The following is a 12,590-nucleotide window of genomic DNA, read 5'->3' on the forward strand; positions in this document are numbered from 1 at the left end:
ATTCCCGGATCGAAAGCCGATCCCGAGAGCCTACTGAGCACCGGGCACACCCGAACCCGCAATGGTGAATACCAACGGTTCACACCCGCGCCCGATCCGTCTCCCCGGCTCGATCGAGCGGAGCACCACCTGCGAGAACACCGAGCGGGCACCGCCTACGGACAACAGCTTCTGGGGGCGGATGGCAGCGGGTGACGCAGCTCTGGGGCGGATGGCAGCGGGCCGTGCAGCTCTAGGGACGGAAGGCCGGTGGCGCAGCTCTAGGGGCGCATGGCAGCAGGCAGCGCAGCTCTAGGGACCGATCGCAGCGGGCGGCGCAGCTCTAGGGGCGGACGGCGGCGGGTGGCGCCAGCTCGCGCAATGTGGCGATAGCGGCGCGCACGTGAGCGAGTAATGGGGAGGCCGAGATCGGGGCGCCGGCCGTGGTGTCGGTGTGGGCGGCCAGGTTGGCGGCGAGGGCGTGCACGCGGGCTGCGGCCGCGGCGGACCAGGCGGGATCGCGACCGGCGGCGAGCAACGCGCCGATGATTCCGGAGAGTACGTCCCCGGAACCGGCGGTGGCCGCCCACGAACCGCCCGCCTCGTTGACCAGCACCGGCCGGCCGGGCGCGGCGACCAGCGTGGCACGCCCTTTCAAAAGCACTGTCACCTGCCAGGATTCGGCCAGTTCACGCACCGCCGTCACCCGGTCGGGGCCGGGCTCGTGGCCGGTCAGCCGGGCGAACTCGCCCGCGTGCGGCGTGAGCACCGTCGGCGCGGTGCGTGTCTTCAGCACGCTCGGGTCGGCGGCCAGCAATGTCAGCCCGTCGGCATCGACGACCACCGGCAGATCCGTGGCGAGGACTTCCATGAGGCGATCGCGCGCTCCGGCGTCAGTACCCGCTCCGGGCCCGAACACCCAGGCCTGTACCCGTCCGGTGTCCGAAATACTCGGCGCGGCAATGATTTCCGGATAGTGCGTGAGAACCTCCGCGGCCCCGGTCCCCGCATACCGCACCATGCCGGAGGTCGCGGCGACCGCCGCCCCGGTGCACAACACCGCCGCGCCCGGGTACGTCGCGCTTCCCGCGCACACCCCGGTGACCCCCTGCGTGTACTTGTCGTCGCCCGCGCCGGGCACGGGCCATTCCGCACCGATCGATTCCGGATCCAGCGCGGCAAGCCCCGCCTCGCCCAGCCGTAATCCGATGGGCACCAACTCGATCCGCCCGCAATACGGCACGGCCAGGGCATGCACCGGCTTGTACGCCCCGAACGTCACCGTCACCGCGGCTCGCACCGCGGGCCCCACCACCGCACCCGTGTCCGGATCCACCCCGCTCGGCAGATCCACGGCGATGATCGGCGCCCGCACCGCCGCAACGAGTTCCGCCGCCCCGGGCCGCAATGCGCCGCGACCGGAAATCCCGACGATCCCGTCGACGACCAGGTCCGCGGCACGGAGCGCCGCCGCCGCGTCACCGCCGGCTGCATCGGTTCCCTGATCAGATATGCCACCGAGGTCCCCGGCGGCTATACCACCGAGGTCCCTGGCGGCCGTGCCACCAAGGTCGCCGACGGCGCGAGATCGGGAGTCGCCGCGCCCATCCAGAATTCGGCCGCCGGTGCGGCGGAGTGCGGCCAGTCCGGCGGGATGGACGCGATCCGGCGACAACAGAATGGCGGTGACGGCCACCCCGCGCCGGCGCAGAAACGAGCCCGCCCAGAGGGAATCACCACCGTTATCGCCGGAGCCGACAAGCAGGGCGACGCTACGACCCGCTATGCCGCCGGTACGTTCGCGGAGTTCACGCGCGACCACCTCGGCCAGTCCGAAAGCGGCACGGCGCATGGGCATTCCGTCCGGGACGCGGGTGAAAAGTTCGGCCTCGGCCGCGCGCACCTCGTCGGCCGTGAAATATCCGCGCACTGTCGGCTCGCCTCCTATTTGCGGTCGGTCAAGCGGACCACGAAACGCAGCCCGGACCAGATGTCGTCGATGGCGATCCCCTTGTTGTCGACCAGCCCGGACGCCAAACCGTATTGCTGGACGATGCTCTCGCTGAGATCGGTGGGAACCCCGCTGGCCTTCTTGGGCCAAGCCAGCCAGAGCCCGCCCGCCTGGGTCATCCGTTCGCGCCAGGCGTCGAAGCCGCGCACCAGGGCGGCGCGATCAGGGCAGAAGCCGACGATCACTTCGTAACTGCCGTGACCGGCCCGGCGGTGCACGTCGACGCCGTCGGGCAGCGGCTCCAACTCGAAGCCCGGCGGCGTATTCGCCAGCAGCACTCGATCCCCCGCCTTGATGCCGAGTTTGCGAGGTAGCGGCGTGCCCGAGTAACCGGCCATCCCGCCACGATATCCGCCGGGCATCCGGCATCGGCGGACCGTCGGCCAGAATCCGGGCACCGGACCCGGATGCGTACGCCGACGCGGTGCGATTCCGCTGCCGCGGTGAGCACATCGGCTGATAGCGACGGTCCCGCCGAATGCCGTTCCCAGCCCCGCCAGCACAGTGCGGGCTCATCCGGCCGGTTCGACCGGTGCTGCGGGCGCAACCGGGGAACGACGGCGCGGCACTCGCGGACCGCGCCGGTCGATCCGGGACACACCGGCCGCAGACTGCCGCCGGTGCCCGCGAATGGGCCGCTAACCACGGGGGTTACGCTGGCGGCCATGCCGATCCGACGCACCTCGCCCGCCCGTGCCCTGTTCCTGGTGACCTTGGTGGCGGGGGCGTTGGCGGTCGGCGGGTGCGGGTCGGATTCGTCGAAATCGGGGGCGAGTTCGTCCCCGGCGGCGACCAGTGCCACGACCACGCCCGCCGGGCCGCGCCCGGCCGCGACCACCACGGTGACTGTCGACGATATGAAGTTCTCGCCCGCGAACCTGACCGTGAAGGTCGGGGACACGGTGCAGTGGAAGTTCTCCGACAAGGCTCCGCACGCGGTACAGGGGATCGGGGATGCGGCGATGGGCATCAACAGCCCGATCATCCGCACCGGCGAGTGGAGCTACACCTTCACCACGGCGGGCACATTCCGGTACCTGTGCCCGCTGCATCCGGAGATGAAGGGTGTGGTCACCGTCGAGCAGTAGGCCGAAACAGGTTCGGCCACCGCACTATTCGACGGTGACGGACTTGGCCAGATTGCGCGGCTTGTCCACGTCGTACCCGCGCGCCTGCGCCACCTCGGCAGCGAAGATCTGCAGCGGCACGGTGGACAGCAGCGGCTGATACAGCGTTGGCGCGGACGGGATCTCGATCAGGTGGTCGGCGAACGGGCGCACCGTGTCGTCGCCCTCCTCGGCGATCACGATGGTGCGCGCGCCGCGGGCCTGGATCTCGCGGATATTGCTGAGCAGTTTGGAGTGCAGCACCGCGCGGCCCTTCGGCGAGGGCATGACGATGAACACCGGCAGCCCGTCCTCGATGAGCGCGATCGGCCCGTGCTTGAGTTCCCCGGCCGCGAACCCCTCGGCGTGCATGTACGCCAATTCCTTGAGCTTCAAAGCCCCTTCGAGCGCGACCGGGTAGCCGACATGGCGGCCCAGGAACAGCACGGTCGGTTCGTACGCGAACTGCCGCGCGATCTCCCGGATGTGCGGAGCCTGTTCCAGCACCTGCGACACCAGCCGCGGCATGTCCTCGAGCTCGGCGTACTCGCGCGCCACCTCGTCGGGGTATTTGGTGCCGCGCGCCTGAGCCAGCGCCAAACCGACGAGGTAGTTGGCGGTGATCTGCGCGAGGAACGCTTTGGTGGAGGCGACGCCGATCTCCGGGCCGGTGCGGGTGTACAGCACGGCGTCCGATTCGCGGGGAATCTGCGCGCCATTGGTATTGCAGATGGCCAGCACGCGCGCCTTCTGCTCCTTGGCGTGCCGCACGGCTTCGAGCGTGTCGGCGGTCTCCCCGGACTGCGAAATGGCCACCACCAGCGTGGAACGATCCAGTACCGGGTCGCGGTAACGGAATTCGCTGGCCAGCTCCACCTCCACGGGCAGCCGCGTCCAATGCTCGATGGCGTACTTGGCCAGCAGCCCCGCGTGATACGAACTGCCGCAGGCGACTACGAAGACCTTGTCGACCTCGCGCAGTTCCTGATCGTGCAGGCGCTGCTCATCGAGAATGATCTTGCCGTCGGCGAAATGCCCGATCAGCGTGTCGGCCACCCCGGCCGGCTGCTCCTCGATCTCCTTGAGCATGAAGTAGTCGTGGCCGCCCTTCTCGGCGGCGGCCAGATCCCAGTCGATGGTGAACGGCCGGATCCGCACGCCCTCGGTCGCGCCGTGGAAATCGGTGACCGTGTAGCCGTCGGCGGTGATGACCACGGCCTGGTCCTGGCCGAGTTCGACTGCCTCGCGGGTGTGTTCGATGAAGGCGGTGACATCGGAGGCGATGAACATCTCGCCCTGGCCGACGCCGACCACGAGCGGGGTGGAGCGGCGGGCGGCGACGATGGTGCCCGGATGGTCGGCGTGCGTGAAGACCAGGGTGAACGCGCCCTCCAGCCGCCGCACCACCGACAGCGCCGAGGCCACGAAATCGCCCGCGGTGTCGCCGTCGGCGTAGGCGCGGGCGACCAGGTGCACCGCCACCTCGGTATCGGTGTCGGAACCCAGTTCCACCCCGGCGGATTCGAGTTCGCGGCGCAAGGGCACGAAATTCTCGATGATGCCGTTGTGCACCACCGCCACCCGTCCGGTGTGGTCGCGGTGCGGATGGGCATTGCGGTCGGTCGGCGCGCCGTGTGTGGCCCACCGGGTGTGTCCCATGCCGGTCGAGCCGGCGAAGCGGCCCGTCCCCGCTTCGGCGAGTTCGGCTTCCAGGTTCGCCAGGCGGCCCGCCTTGCGTTCCACGGCGAGTCCGCCGGCGCCGTCGAGCACGGCCACCCCCGCGGAGTCGTAGCCGCGATATTCCATGCGGCGCAACGCGTCCACCACTACGCCGAGGGCTTCCCTATACCCCACGTACCCCACGATTCCGCACATGGGTCACCAGCCTAACCGGGAGGTGCGGGCCGGCGAATTCGAAGGGGACCGGGACCCGGGCGAAACACCCGAACCTTGCTGCGATCGGATAAGTTCGTCTCCGTGTCGGCGTCTGTGAAATCGCTCCTGAGCACCCTGACAGCCCGCGGCCCCCATGAGGTGCTGCGCGGCAATCTCGGCATCGCCGGGCAGCCGGGGGTGGTCTTCACGCCCACGAAGGGGCTGAACCTGCCCGCCGTGGCCTTCGCGCACGGCTGGCTGGCCAGTGCCGCGAACTATCGGCGAACGCTGGAACATCTGGCCTCCTGGGGTTATGTGGCGGCCGCGCCGGACACCGAACGCGGACCCATTCCGTCGCACCTGAACCTGGCGACCGATCTGCTGACCACGCTCGACATCTGCACCGGGGTGCGGCTGGGCACCGGCGAGATCAGCGTGCATCCGGACAAATTGACGCTGGCCGGGCACGGCATGGGCGCCGGCGCGGCCGTGATCGCCGCCTCGCAGCGTGAGGTGGCCGCCGTGGCCGCGCTCTACCCCGCCCCGACCGCCCCCTCCGGCGAGGCGCTCGCACCCGGCATCGACACGCCCGCGCTCATCCTGGGCGGCGGCGAGGACATCGGCTCGGTCAGCTCGAACGCCGTCCCGCTCGGCGCCGCCTGGGGCGGCCCCGCGGTACTCCGCTCGGTCGACAAGGCCACCCACAACGGCATGGTCGAGGGCCGCCGCGCCCTGGCCGCGCTCGGCGCCGGCAAGCACGAAGCCAAAACCGAACGCCTCACCCGCGGCCTGCTGGTCGGCTTCCTCAACTACACCGTCCTCGGCGACAAGAAGTACAAGCCCTTCGCCGACCCGGAAGCCCTCATCCCGCACACCCAGATCGTCGATCCCGAAGCCGTGGAAGAGGAACCAGAGCAGCCCCAGAAGCTCCCCGTCCTGCAACTGATCCAGGCCCTCCGCAAGTAACCCACCCGCACCCTCCCCCATCACGGCGTCACCGCATCGGGAATCTCGACACCCGCATCGGGAATCTCGATCGGCTCGCCGCTGTCCTCAGGCAGCGCCGGCGGCTCTGACTCGGGCAACGGCCGCTGATCCTGCCCGGGGAGCGGCGGCACATCCGGGCCAGGCCACGGCGACGGACCGGTGCCGTCGCCCGCGCCATTGTCTTCGCCTGGTGGTGAACACATTCCGCCGCCGGGTCGCACCCCGGTCACCCCGTCGCCGGGCGCGGAGTGGTCCCGCGATTCCGATGGCGGTTCCGCCGAGCCCGGCGATTCGCCTGGGCCCGGGGACACCGGTACTTCTCGTGACTCGGCAACACCTGGCGTTTGCGCGTTTTCCGGTGGGCAGGGGTCCCCGGATTCGCGGGAGTCCCCGGGTCCACCGAAATCGCCTGGTTCGCAGGACTCTCCACCGGTTGCCGGCGGTGGGCAATCCGAGCCTTCGGATGAATCCGGCCGTCCGTCGGCGTCGGGCGGCTGTGTGCTCTCGGTGAGGACTGGGATGCCGTGTTCGTCGAAGCTGAGCGTGTAGGTGTGTGAGCCGCCGGTCTCGTCGGTGACGGTCAGTCGCAGTTCGCCGTCCGGGAGTTGTTCGAGGGTGAAATGTTTTCCGGCCAAATCGAATTCGGATTTGGGTGAGGTACTGCCGGGATCGGTCTCGGATTTCGGTGCTTCGGGTGCGGCCGATGTTGTGTCCGAATCCTTGTCGTCGCTGCCGGGGACGAGCGATCGGAGTTTGGTGAGGGTGTCGGTAATGCCCTGCTGGACGGCGGATGTCAGTGATTCGAGGCCGCTGCTCAGGGAGCGTGCGGTGGTGGCGCTCGACGGCGATGCATCTCCTGTTGTCGCGGGGGCGGTTTCGGCTGTTGTGCCGGTTGCCGATTGGGGTTGGGATCGCGGTTCCGGGTCGGCGGACGGAGTTGTTCCCGGCGCCGTGGGAACGGATGAGTCGCTACCTGTTGCGGAGTTCGGCGCGGCTTCGCGGCCTTGCGCAGGCGTTCCCGAGTTCGGCGCCGGTTCGCCGCTGGGCTCGTGAACCGCTTGCCCCGGCGCGGCCGACTGGGCGTACGACTGCGGTGTGGCAGGCCAACTCGGCTGTGCCGGTGTCGAACTCCCGCCCGAGGGGACGGAATAGACCGGCGGGATCACGCTTGGTCCGGCCGTTCCGATCGGCGGTACGGCGATGTCGCGAGGGCATGGGAAGGGCAGTTCGACCACTTGGTTCAGGGCTGCGATCACGCCCGCGTAGTGCGTTTCGAAGGCGGTGTCGGCGGTCGTGCACGCGGTGGTGAACAGGTCGAGTTTGCGTTCGACGTCGGGACGGAACGTGTCTGTCAGCCAGGGATCGGACTGGTCGGCGATCAGCGTGTCGATGTCGTCGGGAGTTTTGCCGCCGAGCGTGAGTTCGACTGCACCGTCACCTGTTCGCGGCAGCAGGGCGAGCGTGGCCTGCGCTTTGGCGAGTACCGCTTGGCGGAGGGGTTCGACAATCGCACCGAGTGCGTCGGTGGCCGTGCGGGTGGCGTCGAGATCGGCGCGGGCACGGCGCAGCTGGGCATCGACCATAGCGAGGGCTTGGTCCCCGGTGCCACCGATCCATGCGGCCGTGAGATCGCGCGCCACGGTTTGTTCCACCTGCCATTGGGTTTCGGCGTTCTCGAGCGCCTTCGCCAACTCGGTGCGAGTGGTGTCGAGCTTCGCGAGATCGGTGCCACGTTGTTCGTCGTACGCGGCCTGCAAACCTGGCAGGGTCGCATTGCGGCATGGTCCGAACGCCTCTTCATACAGCGGCAGGAAGTGCTCCCAGTACTGCAAACCCGGTGCGCCGTAGTCGAGGATCTCGTCGATCGTCTTGCCGGCTGGGTCGAAGGTCATGGGTGGACCCCCGCGACGGCGGCGGCCCGGGTGCTGTCGAGCCGGTCGTATTCGGCTGCGGCACGGTCGAATACGTCGGCGGTCGCGGATACCGACGCGGCCCAGGCGTGCAGGCAGCCGGCGATGCGTTCCAGCCCGTGGTGCACCGCCGACCCTTGCGGCGCGTAGTTCCGCCCGGCCTCGTCATTGCCGATACCGAAGGCGTGCTCGCCGATCCGGTTCGACTGCCGCCCCAGCGTGGCGGCAGTCTCGCGCAACATCGTGGCCGCACCGCGCAGCGTCTCGGTACTGACTCCGAGCACGTCGGATCCGCCCATCCCTCCCCCTCGTTCGAACTCCCCCGCCGGACTACTTGCCCAGGCGTCCTTCGTCGGTGCGCACCCATTCGGTGGTGCCGTCCGGATGATGGTGGAACTCCCAGGCCGCGTAGTCGCCGCCGGTGTCCACCACGGTCACGTGGTCGGCGTAACCGTCGTGATCCAGATCCGTCCAAACATGCATGGTGTGATCGCTGTTGGTGGTCACGGTGTCGAGCCGGCCGTCCCCGTCGATGTCCTGGGTCGGATGCTCTAGTTCCACCGCGCCCAGCGCGCCGAGTTCCGAATGCGCGTCGAGATTCGGCAGGTCCAAGCCCGGCAGATCACCCGATGTGACCATGTGCGCTCCTCCGCAGTGACGTGGCTTTCATCCTGTCACCCGCGTCGGCGGTCCGCAGCCGGTTGATACCGAATGTGGATAACTCCGGTCCCTGTGAACAGCACGCACGCCGGCCCGAAGCGTTGAACAATATGGCGTGTGCGGGAGTTCGCGCCGGGCCACGAGGTAGCCGGATACGTCATTCACCGGCGGATCGGCGGCGGTGGCATGGGCACGGTCTACCTCGCCGCCCATCCGCGCCTGCCCCGGCTCGTCGCGCTGAAACTGCTCAATCCCGCTCTCACCGACGATCCGGCCCTGTGCGCCCGATTCCTGCGCGAGGCGGGCAATATCGCGCGTCTCGACCATCCGAACGTGGTCACCGCCTACGACCGCGGGCAGGACGGCGAGCAGCTCTGGATCGCCATGCAGTACATCGAGGGTTCCGATGCCGGCACCCTGCTGCGGAAACAGCCGAATATCGACATGGACCGTGCGGTACGGATTCTCGCCGAGGCGGCCGGCGGATTGGACTATGCGCACGCCAACGGCATGCTGCACCGTGATGTGAAACCCGCGAATATCCTGCTGGGAGAACCGCGTCCGGGCCACGGACCGCTGGAGCGCGTGCTGATCGCCGACTTCGGCATCGCCAAATCCCTGGAGGACACCGCCGGGCTGACCACCACCGGCACCATCCTGGCCAGCTTCCCCTATGCCGCCCCGGAGCAGCTCGATCCCGCCGCCGAACTCGACGAGCGCACCGATGTGTACGCCCTCGGCTGCACCTTCTACCACCTGCTGGTGGGTGCGCAGCCGTACCCGGGCACCTCCCCCGCGCACATGATCAGCGGACACCTCTACGCGCCGATTCCCAAGCCCAGCAAGGAAACCCGGGGCCGGGTCCCGGCCGGATTCGATGCCGTCATCGCCAAGGCACTCGCCAAGAACCGCGACGAGCGGTACGAGAGTTGCGGCGCGCTCGCCCGCGACGCGGAACGCGCCCTGGCGGACGGTGACAGCGCAGTGACCGTAGCAGTGCAGCAGTCCCCCGCACCGACCCGGCCGCCCACGGCGGAAACCGAGCTGTACCCGGTCGCTGCACCCGCGGCGCTCGAATCCGAACGCGGCGGGGCGGAAGCCGCACCGGCCATCCGCCGAGCAGCACCCGCGGCGGCACGCACACACTGGAATACCAAGCGCACCAAATGGATTGCGGCCGCAGCCGTCCTGGCGGCCGTCGCGACCCTGATCACCGTCCTGGTGACCCAATCCAAGCACCAGGGATCGGACGCGCCGACCGAGCACGGCGCGGCAACCGTCACGCAGTCCGAAATCACCACCCAGAGCGGTTGGCAGGGTTCGGTATTGGCCGTCGACTCCTCCGGGAACCTCTACATAGACGGCAAAACGGCCGGCGTCGTCCAATATCCGTATGGCGCGCCCCCACCGGTCGAGAAGCTGACCCCGCAGAACACCTTCCCGGACGGCATCGCGGTGGATGCGAACGGCGCCATCTACGTCTCGAACAGGTCCACCGCGAAAGTGGTCAAATACGAACCCGGTTCGACCACCCCGATCGACGTCCCCGTGGGCGCGGCCGCACCGACCGCGCTCACCTTCGATCAGGCGGGCACGCTCTACATCCTCGACGGCAAGCGCGTCCTGAAACTGGAGTCCGGCGCCACGACCGCATCCGAACTGCCGACACCCGGAATGCCCGACAGCGCCAACGACATAGCGGTCGACCAGTCCGGTGCGCTCTACCTGACCTGGGGCGCCCCCGGCGGCATAGTGAAATGGGCCGCCGGTGCGACCGAACCGACCGTGCTGTGGAGCGTCGCGGGCCGCTCCGGCACCACCATCGATACCCCGGGCGCCGATCTGAACTTCCCACACGGCATCGACGTCGACGTCAATGACGCCGTGTATGTCGCGGATGCCCTGCAACGCGCGGTATTCCGCCTCGACGCCGGCAGCACCCAATGGCAGCGGGTGCCCATCGAGGGCCTCGGTTACCCACAGGCGCTCGCCGTCGATCACTCCGGCACGATCTACGTCGGCGACAACGATCGGATCGTGCGCTACAGCGGGTGAGCGATCAGCGCTTCGGAATCACCAGCCACAGGATCAGGTAGAGAATGAACTGCGGTCCGGGCAGCAGGCAGGACAGGACGAAGAGCAGGCGGACGAGGGTGGCGTTCCAGCCGAGGTATTCGGCGAGACCGCCGCAGACGCCCGCGATCCACTTGTTGCTGGTCGAGCGGGTGAGGCGGCGGGTGCTGGTCGGTGTTGTCATACCTCCACTCTCCGTGTTCCGGCCCGCCCGCACATCGGTCCCCTGACCCATTCCGACCCTGAACTTCGGGAGGGGCGGGGTCAGGGTGTCACCCTGAGCAGGGCAGAATCGCCCTGGTGAGCACCACTCTGCAGGCGCGCGGACTCGCGGCCGGACACGGCGAACGGACCCTGTTCAGTGACCTCGATCTCGTGCTGGCGCCGGGCGATGTGATCGGGCTGGTCGGGGTGAACGGCGCGGGCAAGTCGACGCTGCTGCGCATCCTGGCCGATGGTCACGCTCCGGAAGGCGAGATCACGCTGAGCCCGCCGGACGCCACGGTCGGCTATCTGGCGCAGGAACCCGAACGCCTGGCGGGCGAGACGGTGCTCGAATTCCTGCGCCGGCGAACCGGAGTCGCCGCCGCCCAGCAGACCATGGACGCGGCGGCGGAGCGGCTGGCCGAGGGCGGCGAGGACGAATATTCCCCCGCCTTGGAGCGCTGGCTGGCGCTGGGCGGGGCGGATCTGGAGCAGCGGGCCGAGGAGATCGCCGCCGAACTCGGGCTGGCGGGCAGCCTGCCGCACGGCCTCGACACGCTCATGACCGTACTGTCCGGCGGGCAGGCGGCGCGGGCCGGACTGGCGTCGGTGCTGTTGTCGCGCTTCGACATCCTGCTGCTGGACGAGCCCACCAACGATCTCGACCTCGATGGCCTGGCCCGGCTCGAGCAGTTCGTGACCGGCGTGCGAGAACCGCTCATGGTCATCAGCCATGATCGGGAGTTCCTGGCGCGCACCGTGAACCGGATCGTGGAACTGGACCTGGCGCAGCAGCAGGTGGGCGTCTACGACGGCGGCTACGAGTCGTATCTGACCGAACGCGAGATCGCCCGCCGCCACGCGCGCGAAGCCTACGACGAGTACGCCGATACCAAGGCCGGTCTGGAAGCGCGGGCGGTCATGCAGCGCAACTGGATGGAACACGGCGTCCGCAATGCCCGCCGCAAAGCCAAGGATCCGCGAAAGCTGGACTCCGACAAGGCCGGTCGCAAGATGCGCGCGGAATCCACCGAGAAACAAGCCTCCAAGATCAAGCAGACCATCAAGCGCATCGAGCGGCTGGACGCGGTCGAGGAACCGCGCAAGGAATGGGAACTGCGCATGTCGATCGCCGCCGCGCCCCGCAGCGGTTCGGTGGTGGCGACCCTGTCCGGTGCGACGCTGACCCGCGGCGATTTCACCCTGGGCCCCATCACCGTGCAGGTGGATGCCGGTGACCGCATCGTCCTCACCGGGGCCAACGGCGCCGGCAAATCCACCCTGCTCGCCCTCCTGCTCGGAAAGACCCACCCCGGCAGCGGATCCGCCATGCTCGGCTCCGGCGTAGCCGTCGGCGAGGTGGATCAGGCGCGCGGCCTCTTCCGCGGCACCGCCACCCTCGCGGATACTTTCAGCGCCCAGATCCCCGACTGGAACGAATCCGACGTCCGCACGCTGCTGGCCAAATTCGGCCTGCGCGGCCCACACGTCATGCGCCCCAACGACACTCTCTCCCCCGGCGAACGCACCCGTGCGGCCCTGGCGCTCCTACAAGCCCGCGGAGTGAACCTCCTGGTTCTCGACGAACCGACCAACCACCTGGACCTGCCCGCCATCGAGCAGCTGGAGGAAGCCGTCGAATCCTTTTCCGGCACAGTGCTTCTGGTAACCCACGACCGTCGCATGCTCGACAATGTCCGAGCCACCCGCCGCTGGCATATCGACGGCGGCAAGCTGACCGAAACGCTCTAGGCCGAGACGAACGAGAAAGGGAACGAGGCGCAC

At 68.9% G+C, this 12,590-nt stretch carries 11 protein-coding genes; 4 read left to right on the plus strand and 7 right to left on the minus strand.

The window, feature by feature from the left end:
• Window positions 1-322: 322 nt before the first annotated feature.
• Together NY1_RS12990 and NY1_RS12995 are read right to left on the minus strand one after the other, a co-directional pair.
• Window positions 323-1,909, minus strand: coding sequence for an NAD(P)H-hydrate dehydratase (locus NY1_RS12990; protein ID WP_233434316.1), 1,587 nt, complete (start codon window positions 1,907-1,909; stop codon window positions 323-325).
• A 14-nt stretch (window positions 1,910-1,923) separates the two neighbouring features.
• Window positions 1,924-2,328: a hypothetical protein gene (locus NY1_RS12995; RefSeq protein ID WP_067711705.1), complete on the minus strand. Its 405-nt coding sequence runs from the start codon at window positions 2,326-2,328 to the stop codon at window positions 1,924-1,926.
• A gap of 327 nt (window positions 2,329-2,655) precedes the next feature.
• Between NY1_RS12995 and NY1_RS13000 the strand changes: the two genes are divergently transcribed.
• Complete coding sequence (locus NY1_RS13000) at window positions 2,656-3,078, plus strand: cupredoxin domain-containing protein (protein WP_067711709.1); 423 nt, start codon at window positions 2,656-2,658, stop codon at window positions 3,076-3,078.
• A gap of 24 nt (window positions 3,079-3,102) precedes the next feature.
• On the opposite strand, the gene glmS is transcribed toward NY1_RS13000, so the two are convergent.
• Window positions 3,103-4,971, minus strand: a complete 1,869-nt coding sequence (gene glmS / locus NY1_RS13005; protein WP_067711711.1) for a glutamine--fructose-6-phosphate transaminase (isomerizing) — start codon at window positions 4,969-4,971, stop codon at window positions 3,103-3,105.
• Between the two features lie 102 nt (window positions 4,972-5,073).
• Here glmS and NY1_RS13010 point away from each other — a divergent pair, with 102 nt between their 5' ends.
• Window positions 5,074-5,937: a dienelactone hydrolase family protein gene (locus NY1_RS13010; protein WP_067711806.1), complete on the plus strand. Its 864-nt coding sequence runs from the start codon at window positions 5,074-5,076 to the stop codon at window positions 5,935-5,937.
• Window positions 5,938-5,957: 20 nt separating this feature from the next.
• On the opposite strand, the gene NY1_RS13015 is transcribed toward NY1_RS13010, so the two are convergent.
• From NY1_RS13015 to NY1_RS13025, 3 genes are read right to left on the minus strand one after another with little or no spacing between them, the layout of a single operon-like run.
• Window positions 5,958-7,850 carry a hypothetical protein gene (locus NY1_RS13015; RefSeq protein WP_067711714.1) on the minus strand — a complete coding sequence of 631 codons (1,893 nt, stop codon included), beginning with the start codon at window positions 7,848-7,850 and terminating at the stop codon, window positions 5,958-5,960.
• The gene (locus NY1_RS13020; RefSeq protein ID WP_067711716.1) at window positions 7,847-8,167 is read right to left on the minus strand and encodes a type VII secretion target; all 321 of its coding nucleotides are present in this window, start codon (window positions 8,165-8,167) and stop codon (window positions 7,847-7,849) included. The genes NY1_RS13015 and NY1_RS13020 overlap by 4 nt, the downstream gene beginning before the upstream one ends.
• 31 nt (window positions 8,168-8,198) lie before the next feature.
• A complete protein-coding gene (locus NY1_RS13025; RefSeq protein WP_067711719.1) occupies window positions 8,199-8,507 on the minus strand; it encodes a DUF6802 family protein in 309 nt (102 codons plus the stop codon).
• Window positions 8,508-8,645: 138 nt separating this feature from the next.
• On the opposite strand from NY1_RS13025, the gene NY1_RS13030 reads away from it, so the two are divergent.
• Complete coding sequence (locus tag NY1_RS13030; RefSeq protein ID WP_084534918.1) at window positions 8,646-10,583, plus strand: serine/threonine-protein kinase; 1,938 nt, start codon at window positions 8,646-8,648, stop codon at window positions 10,581-10,583.
• 4 nt (window positions 10,584-10,587) lie between these two features.
• On the opposite strand, the gene NY1_RS13035 is transcribed toward NY1_RS13030, so the two are convergent.
• On the minus strand, window positions 10,588-10,785 hold the full coding sequence (locus NY1_RS13035) for a PspC domain-containing protein (protein ID WP_067711724.1): 198 nt from the start codon (window positions 10,783-10,785) through the stop codon (window positions 10,588-10,590).
• A 116-nt stretch (window positions 10,786-10,901) separates the two neighbouring features.
• On the opposite strand from NY1_RS13035, the gene NY1_RS13040 reads away from it, so the two are divergent.
• Window positions 10,902-12,557, plus strand: a complete 1,656-nt coding sequence (locus NY1_RS13040) for an ABC-F family ATP-binding cassette domain-containing protein (RefSeq protein ID WP_067711727.1) — start codon at window positions 10,902-10,904, stop codon at window positions 12,555-12,557.
• Window positions 12,558-12,590: the final 33 nt, after the last annotated feature.

The organism is Nocardia yamanashiensis NBRC 100130 (assembly GCF_001613325.1).
Lineage (GTDB): Bacteria > Actinomycetota > Actinomycetes > Mycobacteriales > Mycobacteriaceae > Nocardia > Nocardia yamanashiensis.

Coding starts and splice junctions, on each gene's coding strand:
- NY1_RS13025 (WP_067711719.1), bottom strand. CDS start 8,507: ATGGTCACATCGGGTGATCTGCCGGGCTTGGACCTGCCGAATCTCGAC.
- NY1_RS13015 (WP_067711714.1), bottom strand. CDS start 7,850: ATGACCTTCGACCCAGCCGGCAAGACGATCGACGAGATCCTCGACTAC.
- NY1_RS13000 (WP_067711709.1), top strand. CDS start 2,656: ATGCCGATCCGACGCACCTCGCCCGCCCGTGCCCTGTTCCTGGTGACC.
- glmS (WP_067711711.1), bottom strand. CDS start 4,971: ATGTGCGGAATCGTGGGGTACGTGGGGTATAGGGAAGCCCTCGGCGTA.
- NY1_RS12995 (WP_067711705.1), bottom strand. CDS start 2,328: ATGGCCGGTTACTCGGGCACGCCGCTACCTCGCAAACTCGGCATCAAG.
- NY1_RS13020 (WP_067711716.1), bottom strand. CDS start 8,167: ATGGGCGGATCCGACGTGCTCGGAGTCAGTACCGAGACGCTGCGCGGT.
- NY1_RS13035 (WP_067711724.1), bottom strand. CDS start 10,785: ATGACAACACCGACCAGCACCCGCCGCCTCACCCGCTCGACCAGCAAC.